The organism is Sphingomonas sp. JUb134, from assembly GCF_004341505.2.
Taxonomy (GTDB): domain Bacteria; phylum Pseudomonadota; class Alphaproteobacteria; order Sphingomonadales; family Sphingomonadaceae; genus Sphingomonas.
In genome coordinates this window covers 24588-42951 of sequence record NZ_SLYP02000001.1, presented here as the reverse complement: position 1 = coordinate 42951, position 18364 = coordinate 24588, and the positions used below count along the sequence as shown (strand labels likewise).

Here is an 18364-nt window from a genome sequence, read left to right as displayed (position 1 = left end):
ATGAATACCGACGTGGTGGTGCCCCAATCCGGAATGCTGACCACCGTCGGCATCGTGGCAGGCGCCGCGCTCCTGCTGCTGCTGGTGATCGGCCTGTTGTTCGCCAAGCTCTACAAGCGCGCCTCGAAGGAGATCGGCTTCGTCCGCACCGGCGCCGGCGGGGAAAAGGTGGTCATCAACGGCGGTGCGCTGGTGCTGCCGGTTTTTCACGAGACCATGCCTGTCAACATGAACACTGTCCGGCTGGCGGTGGAGCGCAAGAACAGCGACGCGCTCATCACGCTCGACCGGCTGCGGATCGACGTGAAGGCCGAGTTCTACGTCCGCGTGAAGCCGGACGCCCAGTCGATCGCGATCGCCGCGCAGACGCTGGGCATGCGCACCATGCACCCCGATGCACTCAAGGAACTGGTCGAGGGCAAGTTCGTCGACGCGCTGCGCTCGGTGGCGGCCGGCATGACCATGGCGCAGCTGCACGAGCAGCGCAGCGAATTCGTGCAGAAGGTGCAGCAGGTCTCGTCGGCCGATCTGGCGATGAACGGCCTGGAGCTGGAGAGCGTCTCGCTTACCGGCCTCGACCAGACGTCGATCGAGCACTTCAACGCCAACAATGCGTTCGACGCCGAGGGCCTGACCAAGCTCACCGAGCAGATCGAGCTGCGCAAGAAGGCGCGCAACGATATCGAACAGGACACCCGCGTCCAGATCGAGACCAAGAACCTGGAAGCGGCACGCCAGTCGTTCCTGATCGGCCGCGACCAGGAGTTCGCCCGGCTCGAGCAGGAGCGCGAGCTGGAGGTGCGCCGCGCCGAGCAGGCGGCCGAGGTCGCGCGCGAGCAGGCTGCCCGGCAGCGCGAAGCCGATGCCGCGCGGATCGAGGCCAAGCGCCAGATCGACGCGCAGCAAATCGAGGCGGATCGCGCGATCAAGGAAGCGCGCATTGCCCAGGAACAGGCGCTCGAACTCGCCCGTCAGGAGCAGCAGATCGCCGTCCAGAACAAGAGCCGCGACGAGAGCCAGGCTCGTGCCGAGGCCGACAAGGCGCGCGCCGATGCGGTGGCGGCCGAGGAACAGGTTTCGACCAGCCGCGAGACCGAGATCGCCGAGCGCACCAAGCGGATCGAACTGATCGACGCCGCGCGGGAGGCCGAACGCGCCGCGATCCGCATCCGCGTCGAAGCAGAGGCGGAGAAACAGGCCGCCGCCGATCGCGCAGAGGCCGCGCGCCTTGCCGCAGAGGGCGAGGCGGAGGCCGCCAAGCTGCGCGCCGAGGCCGACCGCGTCCGCTTCGAGGTGGAGGCCGCCGGCCAGCGTGCGGTCAACGAAGCGGCGAACCTGCTGTCGTCGGACCAGGTGTCGCTCCAGACCAAGCTCGCGCTCTTGAAGGTGCTGCCGGAGGTCATCCGTGAAGCATCCAAGCCGCTCGAGGCGATCGACAGCATCAAGATCGTCCAGGTCGACGGGTTGACCGGCGCCGGCGGGACGGCGGGGGCGGGTGTCCCCGCGGACGGCGGCGGCGATCGCAACCTCGCCAACTCCGCGGTGCAGGCGGCGCTCCGCTATCGCGCGCAGGCGCCGATGATCGACGGGCTGATGAAGGAGCTCGGTTTCGACGGCGGCTCGCTGGACGGGCTGGTAAAGGGCGCGGCGCTTACGGCCAGCGGTCCGGTGACGCCAGCCGCCGCGAACCTGCCGGCTGCGGCGGAGTAGCGGCGCCAAGCGAAGGGGAAGCGGTGTTGCTCCTGCGCAGGGCGGTCTGATCGGACCCGCGCCCCTTTTCGCAAAGCATTGCCGGAATAACGCTTTGCCGGCAGCTGTGCTTGCCTCTGTCCACTTCGCGCACTAAGTCTGTTCCGGATACGGCCACCCCGCGAGGGGTGGCCCTTATTGTTTCTGGAGAACTGCCGTGGCCCAGCCGTTGATGCCGCATGCGACCGCTTCCTGGCTGGTCGATAACACGTCGCTGTCGTTCGAGCAGATCGCCGACTTCTGCGGCCTGCACATCCTGGAAGTGCAGGCGATCGCCGACGACACTGCCGCAACCAAGCTCACCGGCCGCGATCCGGTCCGCGCCCACGAACTGACGCAGGACGAGATCGAAAAGGGCCAGGCCGATCCGAACTATCGCCTCAAGATCCAGAAGGGTCCCGAGCAGGTCCGCCGCACCAAGGGGCCGCGTTACACCCCGGTGTCGAAGCGCCAGGACAAGCCGGACGGCATCGCCTGGATCATCCGCAACCATCCGGAGATCTCGGACGGCGCGATCGGCAAGCTGATCGGCACCACCCGCACCACCATCGCCGCGATCCGCGACCGTACGCACTGGAACATCGGCAACATCGTGCCGAAGGATCCGGTCACGCTCGGCCTGTGCTCGCAGCGGGAGCTCGATGCACTGGTGACCAAGGCCGCCAAGGCCGCGGGCATGGAAGCACCGACCGACACGCGCTTGGAGGGCGACCGCGAGGCACTGCTGGAGCAGCTGCGCAACGAGCGGCAGCAGGCGGTGCGCGATGCCGAGGCACTGGCGAACGGCGAGACTGCCGAGCCTGCCCCGGCCTTCATTGATCCGTTCAAGCGCTGATCGCCAACGTTCCCGTCCCTCCGCGCTTGCGGGGGACGGGCTCGGCGGGCCCGAGGCCCTGCCGCTTCTGCTGAGGCAGAAAGCCGATTAGCTTCTCCCCGTCCGACTCGGGGATAACTGGCATGACCGACCTTCGCGAGCGCGCTGTCGCGCTCTACGACGCCTTCACCCACGAGCACCGCGATCGTCGCGCCTTCATGCGGGAGATGGTCGCCCTCACGGGCTCCGCCGTCGCTGCCGAGGCGCTGGTCGCAGCGATCGCGGCGTCTCCTGCCGCAGCGCAGCAGGTCCAGCCCGACGATCCTCGCCTTCGTACTGCCACGCGCAAAGGGGTCGAGGCGGGTAAGCCGGCCGCAGCCTATTTCGCGGCACCCCGAGAGGCCGGCGGTCGCAAGCTCGGTACGGTGTTGGTCATCCACGAGAACCGGGGCCTGACAGAGCATATTCGCGACGTGGCAAGGCGCGCGGCGCTGAGCGGGTTCCGAGCCGTCGCGCTCGACCTGCTGGCGCCGCAGGGCGGCACGCCTGCCGACGAGGACCGCGCACGCGAGATGATCGCCAGCATCGACATGGACTTGGCCCTTCGTCAGGCAGTCGCCACCATCGATCGTGCGGCGCGGCAGCGGGGCGGCTCCGGAAAGGTGGGCGCGGTCGGCTTTTGCTGGGGCGGCGCCTTCGTCAATCGCCTGGCGATCGCCGCCGGACCTGCGCTCAGCGCAGGCGTGGCATATTACGGACCTGCGCCCGCCCCTTCCGAGGCGACGAAGGTCCAGACGCCGCTGTTGCTACACTATGCGGGCAAGGACCAGCGCGTGAACGCAACGGGCCTGCCTTGGGCAAAGGCGCTGGAGGCGGCAGGAAAGCAGGTCGAGACCCACGTCTATCCGGACGTCGATCACGCCTTCAACAACGACACGTCGGCACAACGATATGATCCCGCGGCGGCAAAGCTCGCCTGGGAGCGGACTACGCGCTTCTTGCATGCCCGGATCGACGGCTAGGCCGCCGAAGCCGGCGATCAGCCGATCGAGGCTGCAATCCGCTGTTCGAGTGTGCCGCAGCGCGCGGGGAGGGCCGCCAACACGGTGCTCCGCTCCTCGGCCGACATCGCCGTCCAGTTGGCGATCTCTTCGCGCGTGCGGCCGCAGCCGAAACACCAGCCGCTCTCGAGGTCGAGCGTGCACACCAGGACGCACGGGCTTTCGACCGCGACCGGCGCAACATAGTCGATGAAATCGTCCACGCGGCCTTGCCCGATCAGGCGGTGAGTCGAACGTCCAGAAAAGCCGGGATGGGGCCGTTCCAGCCGCCATCGTCCGCCACCGCATCCTCGGCCTCGCGGCGACGGCGCGGTTCTTCATGGCGGGGCGCCCGTTCCTCCCGGGTGCGGCGAGGTTCTTCGGACCGCGGGGTGCGATCCTCGCGGCTGCGGCGATCGCGTGAACGATCGGCCCGCGGTGCCCGTGGCTCCGGCGTAGCTTCCGCTTCCGCAGCCGGCACGCCGCCCAGATCGAGCACCTCGATCTTCTGGCCGGTCAGCTTCTCGATGTTGGCGATGTTCTCGGCATCGTCGGGCGTGACGAACGTATAAGCCGTGCCCGTCGCGCCACCGCGGCCGGTGCGGCCGATGCGGTGGACATAGTCGTCCGGATGCCAGGGCGCGTCATAGTTGAAGACGTGGCTGACACCCTTCACGTCCAGGCCGCGCGCGGCGACGTCTGACGCGACCAGGATGTTGACCTCGCCGTTCTTGAACCGGTCCAGCTCGGCGATACGCGCCGACTGTTCCATGTCGCCGTGGATCTCGGCCGAACGGAAACCCGCGCGCTGCAGGCTCTTGTTGAGCTCGCGCACGGTCGTCTTGCGGTTGGAAAAGATGATCGCGGTGCGGACCTCGTCCGAGGACAGGAGCCGGCGCAGCACGTCGCGCTTCTTGGCCGCACTGACATGGACCACCCGCTGGGTGATGTTGGTGTTGGTGGTCGCCGGTCGCGCGACCTCGATGGTCTTGGGGTTCTCAAGGAACTTGTCCGCCAGCTTCTTGATCGGCGGCGGCATGGTGGCCGAGAACAGCAGCGTCTGCCGCTGCTTGGGAAGCTTGGTGCAGATTTCCTCGATGTCGGGGATGAACCCCATGTCGAGCATGCGGTCGGCTTCGTCGATCACCAGGAGATTGCAGCCGGTGAGCAGGATCTTGCCCCGGCTGAACAGGTCCATCAACCGCCCCGGGGTCGCGATCAGCACGTCGACGCCCTTTTCGAGCGCCGCCAGCTGGTCCCCCATCGATACGCCGCCGATCAGCAACGCCATCGACAGCTTGTGGCCAGCGCCGTACTTCTCGAAGTTCTCGGCAACCTGGGCCGCGAGTTCGCGGGTGGGCTCCAGGATCAGCGAGCGCGGCATGCGCGCGCGGCTGCGACCCTGCGCCAGAATGTCGATCATCGGCAGCACGAAAGCGGCCGTCTTGCCGGTGCCGGTCTGGGCGATGCCGATCAGGTCGCGCATCATCAACACAGACGGAATCGCGCTCGCCTGGATCGGCGTCGGCTCCGTATAGCCCGCCTCCGTTACGGCGTGCAGCAGTTCATCGGAAAGACCGAGATCGGCAAAGTTCATGGGGTTTCCGGAAAACGGCACCGTCGCGGCACCGGAATGCAGGTCCGCGCCTTGCGGATTTCTGCCGGATTGTCAAGCAGAACGCGCCTCAGCGGCCGGGAACGAGCATTCGGAAAGACGAGATGCGGCACTGCCCCCCAGAGCGGGAGCGAATCGTATCGCGCGACGCGCACACCATCCCGTCCGCGGTCGGCTTGAGGTAGAAGCCCGAGTAGAAGTCGAGCGTCGGGCAATCCTCCTCCAGGCGCGCCCGCAGCCGCTTCCCGCCGGTCAGCATCAGGTCGACGCTGTCGGTGCGGGTGATCGACACCGCCGCCAGATTGGCGACGGGCACACAGCGGTCGGTGCGTTTCTCCACCCAGTTGATCGCCGGCAGCGCACGCGAACTGGAGGCGGGGGTGACTTCCATGCGCGGCACCCGCACGATGATTCGCTGGATGCGCACCTCCCTGTGCACGACCGTGCCGGCCGGAACGCTCACGCGCTGCTGGGCCCCGGCCATGGGGGCCGCGAGCGTCAGCAGCAGAAGCACGGGGACAGGCTTCGGTACGGGCATGGGGCTCTCTTCTCAGCCCCTGGGTTTTAACCGGTGATGAACTGGCGGCAAGCCTCTCGGCCGTGTAGCGCGACGGGATGACCGCACAGACCCGCCTGATCCATGCCATTCGGGAAGCGCTAGGCGAGTGCAGCCTCACCACCGACGCCGACCAGATCGCGCCCTTTCTCACCGATTGGCGCGGGCGCTTCCATGGCGCGGCCGCCGCGATGCTGCTGCCGACCTCCACCGCCGAGGTGGCCACCATGGTTCGCCTGGCGGTTGAGCATCGGGTGCCGCTGGTCGCACAGGGCGGCAACACATCGATGGTGGGCGGCGCGACGCCGCCTGCGGACGGATCGGCGCTGCTGCTGTCTACTCGCCGCCTCGATCGCATTCGACGCCTCGACGCTGGGGCTGCACTCGCGGTGGCCGAGGCAGGCGTGATCCTGCAGAACCTTCATGAGGCCGCTGCGGAAGCCGGCTGCCGCTTTCCGCTCACCCTGGGCTCGCGCGGGACGGCGACGATCGGCGGCCTGATCTCGACAAACGCAGGCGGTACCCAGGTGCTGCGCTGGGGGACGATGCGGCGGCTCGTGGCCGGGGTGGAGGCAGTGCTGCCCGATGGCAGCATCCACGATGGGCTCACGCCGCTGCCCAAGGACAATCGCGGCTACGACATCGACCAACTGCTCGTCGGCGCCGAAGGCACGCTGGGGATCATCACCGCCGCGACATTGCGCCTTGCCCCCGCGATCCTTGGCCGCGCTGTCGCCTGGGTGGGCATCGCCGACCCGGAGGCGGGGCTGGCGCTCCTGCGACGGATGCGAGGGGCGACCGATGCGATCGAGAGCTTCGAGATCATCCCCGGCGACACGCTGGAGCGCGCAGTGCAGTATCTGCCGGACGCGCGGTCGCCGCTCAGCGGCACCCACCCATGGCACCTGTTGATCGAGGCGGTCGCTGCGACCCCGGAGGCCGAGGCGCCGGATGCCCTGCTCGCGCGACTGCTCGGCGACGCGCTGGACGCCGGTCTCGTTGCCGACGCGGTGATCGCCACATCAGAGGCGCAGGCGGAGGCGTTCTGGCGGCTGCGAGACTCGCTCTCGGCAGCAGAGCGCGCCGCAGGCCCGGCGGTACAGCACGACATCTCCGTGCCGGTGAACCGGATGCCGCGCTTCATGGTCGAGGCGGCAGCGGCGGCAGAGGCGCGCTTTCCCGGCACCCACGCCACCGCCTTCGGACACTTGGGCGACGGCAACGTCCACTTTCATGTGCGGGCGCCTGCGGGCGTCGATCCGGCACGCTGGATCGCGGAGGAGGCGCCCGGCATCACCACCTTCGTTCACGACCTGGTGGTTGCCGCCGGCGGCTCGATCTCGGCCGAGCACGGCATCGGCCAGATGAAGCGCGACGAACTGGCCCGTCTCGGCTCGCCCGCCCGCCTGGCGGCGCTGCGGGGGATCAAGCAGGGGCTCGACCCGATGAACCTGTTCAATCCCGGCAAACTGGTGACGCTTGCGCCCGTCGACGGGGCGAAATAGACGCGCAAGCTGGGTTCCAGGAGATCAAGAATGGCCACGGCGCCGAAGAACAACGGGCTTCCTCTGTTTTACAACCAGCTCGAACCGCTTTCGAGCCAGCAGCACGCCAACTACAAGGTTCGCGTTGCGGATCGTGCGCCGTTCCTGGTCAACGAGCATGCCGTGCCGGTCACCGTCGAAGAATTCCCGCTGGTGCAGCGTCGCATGCCGATCGTCTTCTCGGTGGGCGAGGATCCCGTTCCGCTCGCGCTGATGGGCCTGAACGAGGGCGTCAACACCTTCATCGACGCCGACGGCCGGCTGATCGACCCGGAAGTGTACGTCCCGGCCTATGTCCGCCGCTATCCGTACATGCTCGCCCGCCTGCGTCCGGACAGCGAGGACCTGTCGCTGTGCTTCGATCCGACCGCGGACACGATCGGCGCGTTCGAGGACGGCGAGGCGCTGTTCGACGGCACCGAGCCGAGCGAGACCACCAAGCAGATCCTGCAGTTCAACGAGCAGTTCGAGCAGGCCGGCCAGCGCACCGCGATGTTCATGAAGGAGGTCAAGGACCTGGGCCTTCTGATCGACGGTGAAGTCTCGATCCAGCCGGACGGCGCCGAGCAGCCGTTCATCTACCGTGGTTTCCAGATGGTCGACGAAAAGAAGCTCAACGAGCTTCGTGGCGACCAGCTGCGCAAGATCCAGCAGAACGGCATGCTGCCGCTGCTCTATGCGCACATCTTCTCGCTGTCGCTGATGCGGGACCTGTTCGCGCGTCAAGTGCGCGCGGGCATGATCGCGCCCCAGCCGACCGCCTGATCGGACGTCCCGCCGGGTCAAGCCCGGCGAGACGCAGTACGAATCGCAAGCGCCGTCCGTCTTCCCGATGGGCGGCGTTTCGTCGTGCGCGTCAGGCAATGCATCGCAAGTGTCGGCAAACGCTTGAACCTTTGCGCTTGATATCTATATTCTCTGGTACGCGGTCTCGTGTTCCCCCCTTTCGCGGGATCGTGTGACACGCTTTCAGCGTGTCTCCTCCCTGAACCTAGGCCACCTCGTGCTTCGTGCACGGGGTGGTTTTTTTATGCGCTATTCGGCGGCAAGCGCCGGCGGAAGCGCTTCCGCGGCGACGGCTGCGATCATGTGGGCGAGGGCGGCAGCGAGGCGGGGAAAGCCGGGACCAACCTCCGTCAGCGTGGGATCCAGATAGAGGCCGCGATCGAACTCGATCTGGACCGCGTGCACGTTGCGTGCGGGCGCCCCATGGGTCGTCACCACGTGCCCACCGGCGTAGGGCTGGTTACGGGCGATCCGAAGGCCGGCATCCCGCGCGGCGGCTTCGAGCGCATCCACCAGGCGCCGCGCTGCCGAGCGCCCGTGTCGGTCGCCCAGCACGACCTGCGCAGGCGTGACGCCCGGCAGCGATGGCATGGAGTGGATGTCGAGCAGGATGGCGACGCCGAACCGCGCGTGCGCCGACGCGAGCGCGGCAGCCACCGCGGCGTGGTAGGGACGATGTTGGGCCATGATGCGGGCAGTAACCTCGTCCGCGTGCAACCGGCGCTTCCAGATGTCGCCCGCGCTGCTGGCGCGCCGGGGTATGAGCCCCAGCCCGCTGCGCAGCCGCGCCGAGGCCCGGGGCTGCACCATGGGGTCGGCGCCCGCGTCGACCTGCGGATCGCGCTCCTGCTCGCTCCGGTTCAGGTCGATCCAGGCGCGAGGAAGCTTGGCGACGAACAGCGTGTGAGGTCCGCGCGCCGCAAGCGCCACCTGGTCGACCAGCCGGTCCTCCAGCGGTAGCAGCGCCGCAAGCGGCACCCGCAGCAGATCCCGCATCGCCTCCGGATAGGCGCGGCCGGCATGCGGCACCGAAAGCACCAGCGGCGTTACCGGATCGGCGGGACCGTGCAGGTCAAAGGGGAGAGGCGGCGCGGGCACGCCCTGGATGCTAGGCCCCGCGGCGATCCGGAGCAACGCGCTGGAAAAGCGGCAGGGGTTCGCCCATAGACGCGGGCGCTCGTACGAGAGGGATGCATGTACAGGATTCTGCTGGCCGAGGACGATCAGGTGATGCGCGAGTATCTGACGCGCGCGCTCGAACGTTCCGGCTACCGCGTGGCGGCGGTCGATCGCGGGACGGCCGCCTTGCCGTTGCTGGAGAGCGAGACGTTCGATCTGCTCCTCACCGATATCGTAATGCCCGAGATGGACGGCATCGAACTCGCACAAAAGGCGCAGGAGATCGCACCCGAGATGCGGGTGATGTTCATCACCGGTTTTGCGGCAGTGACGCTGAAGGCGGGCAAGGCCGTGCCCCAGGCCCGGGTGCTGTCAAAGCCCTTCCACCTGCGCGACCTGGTGCGCGAAGTGGACCAGCTGTTTGCGGAGGACAGCGTCCCCTCGCACAGCTGAGCAGATTTTTTGGGTTCGGCCACTTTCGGTGCTTGCGCTCCCCAGCGCTCCCCGCTAGAGGCCGCACTCCCGGCGGGCGTGTAGCTCAGTGGTAGAGCACTGTGTTGACATCGCAGGGGTCGCAAGTTCAATCCTTGCCACGCCCACCACGGAAAAACCCGCCAGCGCACTGCGTTGGCGGGTTTTTTCATGTTGGTGCCCTGTGCCAGAAATTCGGCACATCTTTCGTCCGACATCTCGACGACTTGGCGCCGCCCGACGGGCCGGTGGTTCCCGACAAACCCGCTTCAGCCCGCCGATCAGGGATCGAGCGGGTCGAGCGGATCGATCCGTGCCGAACGAGGATCGGGGCGGAAGGTGAGCTCGGTAGGCGAGAGCCGGCGGCCGATCACGCCGGGTTCGTAGCCGAGTTCGCGGCGGTTCCTCTCCCCAAAGGCGGGGCTCTCGATCATCCGGCTCTGGTCCGGGTTGCAGACGATGAGCGCCTCGCGATCGAGCGGCGCTCCCAATGCCATCAGCCGTCGCGTGGCGTTGCGCAGGTTGGTGGTGGTGTGTCGAGCATAGGGCTCGATGACGATCGCCTCGGCAGGCACGCCATAGCGCTCGATCAGCGCGCGGCGCATCTCGGCGGCCTCGTTATGGGGCGTGCCGTGCGGGTGTGCGCGGCCACCGCTCACGATGATGAAGGGGGCGTCTCCGTCCGCAAAGCGGTTCGCGGCGAGCCGGACGTGGTATTTTCCGCCGGGGCTGAGCGGCATGTCGGGAACCTCGGGGCCGATTCCTGTCAGCACGACGGCCGTATAGCGGTAGCGGGACCAGTCGAGGCCGCGGGCCCGCGCCATCGCCGCGGCGTTGTCACCGCCGTCGATCGGCTCGAATCCGCTGGCATCGGTGCGGTCGTTCACGTCGAGCAGCGCCAGGCCCAGTTCCATGCTCGGATCGAGCGTCTGCAAGGAGCCGGCACGCGGCGTGTTGCGCAGGCGGACCGCAGCCGCCAGGCGCGTCTGCGCCTCCGTGCTGCCGAACGCCGCCGATGGCCCGTCGATGGAAGGGTAGCGCGCGGGCATTCCCAATGCATAGACTCGGACGATCGCGTTCAGCCCGCGGATCTCCCGGGCAAGGCCGGAGGCGAGGCCGTCGTCGGGAACCAGCCGCCGATCGCGCAGCAGCGGGGCGGCATTCCGCTCCACCGCATGCGCAAGCGCTGCCAATTCCTGCTCATCCCACAGCGCGGCCTCCGCCACGCACGGGGCCGCCTCTGCGCAGGCGGCGGTGCGTTTCGCACGCGTCGCAAGTGTGGTGGCGAGGCTGCGATCGGCGCGGAGCCGGGTGATCGTCTCCGGCGACCGACCCATCGCATCGAGCATCGGGAACAGCCGCTGCGCCAGAACCTCGGTCGCGCGGTCGCGAACCTCGGCTGCCACAGCAGGCTGAACCGCCGCCGCGCACATCACGGCGGCGAGGGTGATGCGAAGCGCCCGGTGCCTCACCACGACTTGGAGACGACCAGACGGAAGTTCCGGCCGAAGATCGGGCGACCGTAGATGGCCTCGCTGCTGCCCTGGCCGCTCAGCGAGTCGGTGCGGGTATTGCCTTCGGTCAGGCCATGCGCGTTGAACAGATTGTCGCCGACCACCTGCACCTGCCAGCTCGCCCGGCGCAGCGTCACGCCCGCGCCGATCGTGCCGTAGGAGGGCAGCGCGGTGTTGTTGTAGAGGTCAACGTAGCGCTTCCCCATGTAGGTGTAGCGGCCATAGACCGAAATGTCCGTCTCGCCCGAGGTGAAGTCGAAGCTCGGCCGGATGTTGCCGTAGATCTTGGGCTGGCGCACAATCTGATTGCCTTCCGCCTGCTCGGGATCGGCGCCGGTCGCGCTTTCGAAGTTCTTGTACTTCGGGTCGCTGACGGTGAGCGCGCCGTTCAGGGTGAACCAGGGGGTCACGGACCAGGCGCCATCGAATTCCACGCCCTTGACCTGCGCCTCGCCGATGAAGGGGACGTTCACGTCGTTGCGGCCGGTGGTCGGGTCGTACGCCAGGAACGAGGCGTTGAGCGGGTCGAAGTTGGTGTAGAAGCCGGTGACGTAGAGGTAGGAGCGCCCGGCGGCGAGCTTCAGCCCGGCCTCGAACTGGTCGGCGACCGTGGTGATGATGGTCGGGTTGATGCTCATCACCGTCTGGACGCTGGGCGGCGTCTCGAGGTGCGAGGCGCGGCCATAGACGCCGACATGGTCGCTGAAGTCATAGTTGGCGCCGACCGTCCAGTTGGTGACGTTCGGCTTGCCCTTCTGGTTGATGATCGCTCCGGTGAAGGCGCGGGTGGCATCGTCCGCCAGCGTGGTGCGATCGCCCAGGTCGGCCTGCTCGGTCAGTGCCGCCCAGCCTTCGTAGCTGTAGCGCTCGTGGCGGATGCCGGCGTCGATGCGCAGGCCCGGGACGATCTCCCAGGTGTCGTTGGCATAGATGGCGAACATCTTCGCGTCAGAGTCGCCCTGGTTCAGCGTGGCGGCGTAATTAAGCACGCCGTTGTCCGTCACCCGGCCGAGTTCTGCACCCGAGGCCGAATAGGCGACGAGGTCCAGCGTGCGCGGCTTACCCGCGACCTCGATCAGATAGTTCTGGTAGAGCGTCCGGCTGTCCTCGCCATAGAGACTGGCGTAGAGGCCGAGCTTGATGTCGTGGCTGCCGATGCCGGTCTCGAACTTCTTGGCGACGGTGAAATTGCCCTGGCCCGAATAGAACTTCGAGTGGATGTCGCGATACTGGCCCTGCATCACCAGGCCCGATGCCGCATCGGGATCATAGACGGTGTTGGTCCCCGCCAGCACATAGCCGAAGCGGTTCACCGCCCCGAACGCAGCGGTCGCGCGCGCCAGATAGCCGTTGGCGAAGCTGTCGGCGTCGGCCGGATTGGTGGTCGAGTAGAAGGCGGTGAAGTCGAGCTTGCCCTGCGTGTATCCGACCTTGGCCGAAACGAGCCACCCGTCGAAATCGGCGTCATATTGTGCGCCGAAGTTCACCATCTGCATGTGGCGACCGTCGGAGAGATCGCTGGTGCGGCTCTGGATCACGCCGGCGCCGTCGCGATACTTCAGGTTCACGTTGCGCAGCGCCGGCGAGTTCATCGTGCCGGTGAAATAGTCGATGTACGGATCGAGCGAGACGCTTGGGTCGCGCGGGTCGGCGATGGGGATCGGCAGATAGAAGACGTTGTGGTCGTTGACGTAGTTGAGGTTCAGCTTGATCGAACCATTGTCGAGGTCGTGCTTGAGGTTCGCGCGGATCTGGCCGCCCTTGTCGTTCGGGAAGCCGTTGTCGCGGTAGCCGTCGTGATACCGCAGGAAGCCGCCGACGGCGTAGTAGGTGTCTTTGGCAATGGGGCCGGACTGATAGGCATCCAGGCGGTAGAGGCCCGTGTCACCCAGCGTCAGCTGCGCCTTGCCGCGCGGCGTCTCCTCACCGGTGACGGTGATGGCATTGATGATCGCGCCCGAATAGCTGGCGTAGACCGGGGCCGGACCACCGCGGACGACTTCGGCATGGTCCGTCATCAGGTCCTGCTTGAGGATCGCGTCGCCGCGGAAGAACACGCCGTCGTTCTCGTGGAACAGGGGAAGGCCGTCCTGCTGGAAGCTGACGAAGCCGCCGTCGTTCGGCAGACCGCGGATACGGTAGATGTTCTGCACCTCACCGCCGGTGATCTCCGTCTGGAAGCCGGGCAGCTGGCCGATCAGGTCGGCGAAGTTGACCGGTGCGATCTTCTCGACGTCCGCCTGGGAGATGGTGTTGATGGCATAGGACACATCGAACCGCCGCTGCGCGCGGGTCGATCCGGTGACGATGATTTCTTCGGGCGGCACGTCGCCGACTGCTGCCTGCGGGTCCGACGCTTCGGCCGATGCAGCCGCTGAAGTCGTTTCCTGCGCCCAGGAAGGTGCGGCGACGAAGCACAGCGCGGGAAGAGCGGCGTAGGCGAGCTGCTTGATGTTCGGCATGATATCCCAGTTCTGAACAGTACCCGGAAAGGGCAGGCGACTGGGGCCGAGCGGCTACGGCAAAGCCATGACAGATCTGTTACGGAGTCGAACCGGTTGCAGGCCTATTTGCCTGCTGGCCGAGTCTTCTGGTCATCAATGAAGGGCAAGCCGGCATGTCTTTGGTACTATGCGCGAGGACGGGAATAGCGCTGGCTTAGGCGGGGCATCGGCGAGGGCAGAGCTGATGCCGTCAGCTCCGCCCTCATGTTGCATCAGGGGCCTACGTCCGCGCCGTCGGGCTTCAGGCGATAGTTGGTGGTGGTGCCGAGGCCGAGTGCCTGGGCGACGCGGTCGTTCCAGCCATACGGATCGTTGCGGATTACCGGTTCGCCGGCTTCGTCGAACAGCACGGTCTGGTAGAGCATCCGCACCGGGATCTCGCGCGGCAGCTTGACGAAGGTCTCCTTGCCGGTCGCGCGCGCCTTGTTCCACTCGTCGATCACGCCCTCGTCCTTGGCGAGCATCTCGGCAAAGCCCAGCGCATCCTCGACGCGAACGCAGCCGTGGCTGCGCTGGCGCTGCACCTGCTGGAACAGCGGCTTGGCCGGCGTGTCGTGCAGGTAGATGGCGTGATCGTTCTGCATGTCGAACTTGACGAGGCCGAGCGAGTTCTTCGGGCCAGGCTGCTGGACGATCCAGCCGTCTTCCCACGCCATGTTGTTGCGGCGCAGATAGTCCGATCCCTTGCCGGCGATCTCCTTTTCCTGGATCGAGCGGGGCACGGTCCAGGTCGGGTTGGCGACCAGGCGGAAGATCGGCGACCCCAGCTGCGGGGTCTCGTTGTCCGGCTCGCCCACCACGACCTTGCGACTGTTCACGAGCTTGCCGTCGCGCCAGTAGCTCAGCCGTGCCGCCGCCACATTGACGTCGATGCGGGTACCGGGAGGGGTGCGCTCGATCCAGCGCAGCCGCTCCATGTTCACCGCGATCGCGCGCGCACGATCCGCGTCGGAAAGGTTGAGGATGGCCAGCGCGTCGCTGCCGATCACGCCGTCCGGCTTGATGCCGTAGTCGGCCTGCATCTGCTTGACGGCAGCCGCCATGGCGGGCGTGTAGCGATTGCCGCCTGCCGCCGCACGATCCAGATAGTCCGAAGCGACCAGCTGGCTGGCGATCAGCGGGATGCGCGCGTCGGTTGCGCCCGGCTTCAGCGGCTCGCCCTTGTCCGGGATCACCGGCGTCGCGCCCTCGCCCTGCTTGCGCAGCGCCAGATAGGCTTGCGACAGCTTGCGGTAGTTCGCGTCCTGCGGGGCCAGGCTTTCCAGCCACTCGCCGACCTTGCCCTGCTGAAGCGCTTGGACGAGCCCCTGCTTCAGATCGGGGTTGGGCCGGGGAACGGTGTAGACCTCATAGAGCTTGGTCGGATCGGTTGCGCCACGAGCCAGCGCGCCGGCATAGGCGAGCGCCGCCTTGGTCAAAGGCGCTTCGTCCTCGCCGGCCGGAACCTCGAAGTTCATCTTGTCGAGGCCATGGGCGGCGCGCTTGTTGAGGGCGTCGCGCAGCTGGTCGGCTGTGGACTTCGACCACTGCGCGGGCTGGGCGCTCTCGCCGGCTTCGGTCTGGTTGGACGGGGAAGTGTTGACGTTGCACGCCGACAGCGTGAGCGACATCGCCAGCAACGATGAACCGATAAGACCGACGCGCACCCGCTTCTCCTCGTTATTTTGCAGGCAGATAACGTCCGGACTGCCGTTTCGCTCCCGCAAGGAGCCTTCCGAGCCGTTGCCGCAACCGCGGGGCGGTTCGTCGGTTGAGGGGGAAGAAGAGGAGACGCGTCATGGTCGACCGCGACATGGGTACGCCCGATCACAATCTGTCCACCGAGCATCAGAAGACGGGGGACGCAGCCCTTCCGAGCGACACGCTCGACAAGCCTGCGGACGAGGTGTCCCCGGCCAAGGACTTCGATCCCGCCGGCGACGTGGGCAAGCCGCAGCCGAGCGGCCGCTGACCGGTCAGAGATAGTCGGCGAGCGCGAGCCAGGCCTTCTGCTTGGCCGCAACCCCGACGGTGTGCAGCGGGCTGCTGGAGGGCAGGGCAACGATCGCATAATGCGCCGCCGCCTCGCCCAGCTGTGCCCGCCCATGGCGAAGCGCCGTGCCGCCGTTGAAGCCGATCGCGCGCAACTGCGGCAGCGTCGCGACCAGCGCGGCGAGGTCATTGGCGGCGAGGTCACGGATGGCCGCGTCGCTGCTGCCGGTCCGCCGCGCCTGGGCGACGACGTCCCACAAGCCGATCCCGGAGGCCTGCAAGGCGGCGAGCCGCTCCGCATAGGCGAGCGGCACCAGGTCCCGCCCGGCGACTGGCGACATCAGCCGCCAGAACTGGTTCTGCGGGTGCGCGTAATAACGCTGCTCGGCGAGTGAGCGCTCGCCGGGCAGGCTGCCGAGCACCAGGACGCGCGTCGTGGCGTCGACCACGGGCGGGAAGCTGCGCTTGAGCGTGTCGGTCACAGCGCCTGGCCCGCCGCCCAGCCGCTCGCCCAGGCCCATTGGAAGTTGTAGCCGCCCAGCCAGCCGGTCACGTCCATCGCCTCGCCGACGACGTACAGCCCCGGCAGGTGCCGCGCCGCCATGGTGCGCGACGAGAGCCCCTCGGTCGCGATGCCGCCTACCGTCACCTCCGCCTTGGCAAAGCCTTCGCTGCCGTTCGGGACGAAGCGCCAGTCGCCAAGCCGCTGCTCGGCATCGCGAAGCGTGGCGTCACGCTGGTTGCCGAGTTCTCCCACCACCGCCAGGCGTTCGGCGAGGGCCTCGGCAAGTCGGTCGGGAAGCGCCGTCGAAAGCACCGTGCGCAGACCCGCACGGGGGCGGGTGCGCTTCGCCTCCAGCAGCCACCCCGCATCCTGATCGGGCAGGAAATCGATGCCGATCGCATCGCGGTGGCGCCAATAGGAGGACACCTGGAGGATCGCCGGACCCGACAGGCCGCGGTGGGTGAACAGCGCCGCCTCGCGAAACGCCGCCTTGCCGCAGCGCGCGACCACTTCGGTGGCCACGCCGGACAGGGAGCGGAACAGCGCTTCCTCCGGCGGCAGCGTCAGCGGCACGAGCGCCGGGCGCGGCTCGACGACCTTCAGCCCGAACTTGCGGGCGAGATCATAGGCGAAGCCGGTGGCGCCGAGCTTCGGGATGGAGGGACCGCCGGTGGCGATCACCAATGCCGGCGCCGTGAGCGTGGCGTCCCCATGCACCACCGTAAAGCGTCCGTCCGCATGCGAGACGTCCCGGATCGCCGCACCCAGGCGCATCGCCACGGCGCCTGCCGCGCACTCGTCCAGCAGCATGGCCACGATCTGCCGGGCGGAGCCGTCGCAGAACAATTGGCCGAGCGTCTTTTCGTGCCAGGCGATGCCGTGCCGCTCGACCATCTCCAGGAAGTCGCCGGCGGTGTAGCGGCCGAGCGCCGATTTGGCGAAATGCGGGTTGGCGGACAGGTACCGGTCTGGCGCGGTGCCCAGGTTGGTGAAGTTGCAGCGACCGCCGCCCGAAATCAGGATCTTGCGGCCCGGCTCCGGCGCATGGTCCACGACGACCACGCGCCTGCCGCGCTGCCCGGCGACGGCCGAAGCCATCAGCCCGGCGCCACCCGCGCCGAGCACGATCGCATCGAAGCTCTCCATCGATCAGCCGGCGGCAGGCGCGAAGCTGAGGATGGCCTCCTCGTGCTTCTCCGGACGGATGTAGATGGAGGTGAGGGTGGGGATCGCGGCCTTCAGTTCGGCCTCCAGTTCCTCGATCAGTGTTTCGCCTGCGCCCATGGTCAGCGCATCGTCGAAATCGGCGCTGATCGCAACGAAGACCGCATCGGGTGCGGTGTGGATGGTGCGCACGTGGTTCACCGCCGAGATGCCGGGCTTCGCGCCCACCACGGACCGCACCCGCTCGATCAGCACCGGGTCCGCGCGCTCGCCGATCAGCAGCCCCTTGGCCTCCCGCGCCAGCAGTGCGGAGACGGTCGCCAGGATCAGGCCGATGAGGATCGATGCGACGCCATCGATGCGGGGATCCCCAAAATAATGGCTGGCCCACACGCCAGCGCCGGCGACGGCAAGGCCGATCAGCGCCGCCGAATCCTCGAACAGAACGATGAAGCCGGCGGGATCCTTGGACTCGTGGATCGCGCGCCACCAGCCGGTGTCCCCGCGCTTGGCGTTGAACTCGCGTACGGCGATCGTCCAGGACGAACCCTCCAGCAGGACGGCGACGCCCAGCACGACGTAGTTGACGACGGGATCGCTGAGTGGCTCCGGGTCCAGGATGTGGAGGTAGCCTTCGTAGATCGATACGCCGGCGCCGACCGCGAAGATCAGCAGGGCGACCACGAATGCCCAGAAGTAGAGCTCACGGCCATAGCCGAACGGGTGCTTCGGATCGGCCGGCCGGCGCGCGCGCCTCTGCCCGTAGAGCAGCAGCACCTGATTGCCGCTGTCCACTACCGAATGCACGCCCTCCGTCAGCATCGAGGACGAGCCGGTGATACCGGCGGCGATGAACTTCGCGACACCGATCCCGAGATTCGCCGCGAGCGCGCCATAGAGAACGAGGTTGTTCTTGATGTGCGCGCCCGCGCCGTCCTTCGCCATGAACCGTTCCCTGCCTGTGCGGATGCTGAAGTCTGGGCAGCATCAGTGGTTCCGCCAGCCCTCGCGT

17 protein-coding genes and 1 tRNA gene are annotated in these 18364 nt (G+C 67.5%); 8 read left to right on the top strand and 10 right to left on the bottom strand.

Annotated elements, in window-relative coordinates; translation table 11 throughout:
- The 3 genes from EDF69_RS00175 to EDF69_RS00165 all read left to right on the top strand — a co-directional run bounded on the left by EDF69_RS00175 (position 1) and on the right by EDF69_RS00165 (position 3585).
- Complete coding sequence (locus EDF69_RS00175) at positions 1-1710, top strand: flotillin family protein (RefSeq protein ID WP_132883464.1); 1710 nt, start codon at positions 1-3, stop codon at positions 1708-1710.
- A 211-nt stretch (positions 1711-1921) separates the two neighbouring features.
- The gene (locus EDF69_RS00170; protein ID WP_204991407.1) at positions 1922-2584 is read left to right on the top strand and encodes a DUF1013 domain-containing protein; all 663 of its coding nucleotides are present in this window, start codon (positions 1922-1924) and stop codon (positions 2582-2584) included.
- A 122-nt stretch (positions 2585-2706) separates the two neighbouring features.
- Entirely contained in the window at positions 2707-3585 is an 879-nt protein-coding gene (locus tag EDF69_RS00165) for a dienelactone hydrolase family protein (RefSeq protein WP_132883465.1), read from the top strand.
- A 17-nt stretch (positions 3586-3602) separates the two neighbouring features.
- On the opposite strand, the gene EDF69_RS00160 is transcribed toward EDF69_RS00165, so the two are convergent.
- From EDF69_RS00160 to EDF69_RS00150, 3 genes are all read right to left on the bottom strand, one after another.
- Positions 3603-3827, bottom strand: coding sequence for a DUF1289 domain-containing protein (locus EDF69_RS00160; RefSeq protein ID WP_204991276.1), 225 nt, complete (start codon positions 3825-3827; stop codon positions 3603-3605).
- A 14-nt stretch (positions 3828-3841) separates the two neighbouring features.
- Positions 3842-5200 carry a DEAD/DEAH box helicase gene (locus tag EDF69_RS00155; RefSeq protein ID WP_132883466.1) on the bottom strand — a complete coding sequence of 453 codons (1359 nt, stop codon included), beginning with the start codon at positions 5198-5200 and terminating at the stop codon, positions 3842-3844.
- A gap of 88 nt (positions 5201-5288) precedes the next feature.
- The gene (locus EDF69_RS00150; protein ID WP_132883467.1) at positions 5289-5756 is read right to left on the bottom strand and encodes a hypothetical protein; all 468 of its coding nucleotides are present in this window, start codon (positions 5754-5756) and stop codon (positions 5289-5291) included.
- 77 nt (positions 5757-5833) lie between these two features.
- On the opposite strand from EDF69_RS00150, the gene EDF69_RS00145 reads away from it, so the two are divergent.
- Both EDF69_RS00145 and EDF69_RS00140 read left to right on the top strand, forming a co-directional pair.
- The gene (locus EDF69_RS00145; protein WP_132883468.1) at positions 5834-7279 is read left to right on the top strand and encodes an FAD-binding oxidoreductase; all 1446 of its coding nucleotides are present in this window, start codon (positions 5834-5836) and stop codon (positions 7277-7279) included.
- A 30-nt stretch (positions 7280-7309) separates the two neighbouring features.
- A complete protein-coding gene (locus EDF69_RS00140; RefSeq protein WP_125960707.1) occupies positions 7310-8083 on the top strand; it encodes a SapC family protein in 774 nt (257 codons plus the stop codon).
- A gap of 270 nt (positions 8084-8353) precedes the next feature.
- Here EDF69_RS00140 and EDF69_RS00135 read toward each other — a convergent pair whose 3' ends face one another.
- Positions 8354-9202 (bottom strand): N-formylglutamate amidohydrolase, encoded by an 849-nt coding sequence (locus tag EDF69_RS00135; RefSeq protein ID WP_339537395.1) that lies wholly within the window; start codon positions 9200-9202, stop codon positions 8354-8356.
- 96 nt (positions 9203-9298) lie between these two features.
- Here EDF69_RS00135 and cpdR point away from each other — a divergent pair, with 96 nt between their 5' ends.
- The gene (cpdR, locus tag EDF69_RS00130) at positions 9299-9676 is read left to right on the top strand and encodes a cell cycle two-component system response regulator CpdR (protein ID WP_125960709.1); all 378 of its coding nucleotides are present in this window, start codon (positions 9299-9301) and stop codon (positions 9674-9676) included.
- Between the two features lie 74 nt (positions 9677-9750).
- Positions 9751-9825: transfer RNA gene (locus tag EDF69_RS00125), tRNA-Val, on the top strand.
- A gap of 150 nt (positions 9826-9975) precedes the next feature.
- Here EDF69_RS00125 and EDF69_RS00120 read toward each other — a convergent pair.
- The 3 genes from EDF69_RS00120 to EDF69_RS00110 all read right to left on the bottom strand — a co-directional run bounded on the left by EDF69_RS00120 (position 9976) and on the right by EDF69_RS00110 (position 15358).
- Complete coding sequence (locus EDF69_RS00120; RefSeq protein WP_339537393.1) at positions 9976-11169, bottom strand: YdcF family protein; 1194 nt, start codon at positions 11167-11169, stop codon at positions 9976-9978.
- Complete coding sequence (locus EDF69_RS00115) at positions 11163-13670, bottom strand: TonB-dependent receptor (RefSeq protein ID WP_132883469.1); 2508 nt, start codon at positions 13668-13670, stop codon at positions 11163-11165. Before EDF69_RS00115 ends, EDF69_RS00120 begins: the two co-directional genes overlap by 7 nt.
- Positions 13671-13924: 254 nt before the next feature.
- Positions 13925-15358: a L,D-transpeptidase family protein gene (locus EDF69_RS00110; protein ID WP_339537390.1), complete on the bottom strand. Its 1434-nt coding sequence runs from the start codon at positions 15356-15358 to the stop codon at positions 13925-13927.
- A 131-nt stretch (positions 15359-15489) separates the two neighbouring features.
- Here EDF69_RS00110 and EDF69_RS00105 point away from each other — a divergent pair, with 131 nt between their 5' ends.
- Positions 15490-15663, top strand: a complete 174-nt coding sequence (locus EDF69_RS00105; protein WP_165890021.1) for a hypothetical protein — start codon at positions 15490-15492, stop codon at positions 15661-15663.
- Positions 15664-15667: 4 nt separating this feature from the next.
- Here EDF69_RS00105 and EDF69_RS00100 read toward each other — a convergent pair whose 3' ends face one another.
- From EDF69_RS00100 to EDF69_RS00090, 3 genes are read right to left on the bottom strand one after another with little or no spacing between them, the layout of a single operon-like run.
- On the bottom strand, positions 15668-16165 hold the full coding sequence (locus EDF69_RS00100) for a DNA-deoxyinosine glycosylase (protein WP_339537386.1): 498 nt from the start codon (positions 16163-16165) through the stop codon (positions 15668-15670).
- Positions 16162-17334, bottom strand: a complete 1173-nt coding sequence (locus EDF69_RS00095) for an NAD(P)/FAD-dependent oxidoreductase (RefSeq protein ID WP_132883471.1) — start codon at positions 17332-17334, stop codon at positions 16162-16164. Before EDF69_RS00095 ends, EDF69_RS00100 begins: the two co-directional genes overlap by 4 nt.
- A 3-nt stretch (positions 17335-17337) precedes the next feature.
- Positions 17338-18297 carry a cation diffusion facilitator family transporter gene (locus tag EDF69_RS00090; RefSeq protein ID WP_132883472.1) on the bottom strand — a complete coding sequence of 320 codons (960 nt, stop codon included), beginning with the start codon at positions 18295-18297 and terminating at the stop codon, positions 17338-17340.
- Positions 18298-18364 lie beyond the last annotated feature (67 nt).

Coding starts and splice junctions, on each gene's coding strand:
- EDF69_RS00090 (WP_132883472.1), bottom strand. CDS start 18,297: ATGGCGAAGGACGGCGCGGGCGCGCACATCAAGAACAACCTCGTTCTC.
- EDF69_RS00145 (WP_132883468.1), top strand. CDS start 5,834: ATGACCGCACAGACCCGCCTGATCCATGCCATTCGGGAAGCGCTAGGC.
- EDF69_RS00150 (WP_132883467.1), bottom strand. CDS start 5,756: ATGCCCGTACCGAAGCCTGTCCCCGTGCTTCTGCTGCTGACGCTCGCG.
- EDF69_RS00175 (WP_132883464.1), top strand. CDS start 1: ATGAATACCGACGTGGTGGTGCCCCAATCCGGAATGCTGACCACCGTC.
- EDF69_RS00170 (WP_204991407.1), top strand. CDS start 1,922: ATGCCGCATGCGACCGCTTCCTGGCTGGTCGATAACACGTCGCTGTCG.
- EDF69_RS00165 (WP_132883465.1), top strand. CDS start 2,707: ATGACCGACCTTCGCGAGCGCGCTGTCGCGCTCTACGACGCCTTCACC.
- EDF69_RS00115 (WP_132883469.1), bottom strand. CDS start 13,670: ATGCCGAACATCAAGCAGCTCGCCTACGCCGCTCTTCCCGCGCTGTGC.
- EDF69_RS00095 (WP_132883471.1), bottom strand. CDS start 17,334: ATGGAGAGCTTCGATGCGATCGTGCTCGGCGCGGGTGGCGCCGGGCTG.
- EDF69_RS00155 (WP_132883466.1), bottom strand. CDS start 5,200: ATGAACTTTGCCGATCTCGGTCTTTCCGATGAACTGCTGCACGCCGTA.
- cpdR (WP_125960709.1), top strand. CDS start 9,299: ATGTACAGGATTCTGCTGGCCGAGGACGATCAGGTGATGCGCGAGTAT.
- EDF69_RS00140 (WP_125960707.1), top strand. CDS start 7,310: ATGGCCACGGCGCCGAAGAACAACGGGCTTCCTCTGTTTTACAACCAG.
- EDF69_RS00105 (WP_165890021.1), top strand. CDS start 15,490: ATGGTCGACCGCGACATGGGTACGCCCGATCACAATCTGTCCACCGAG.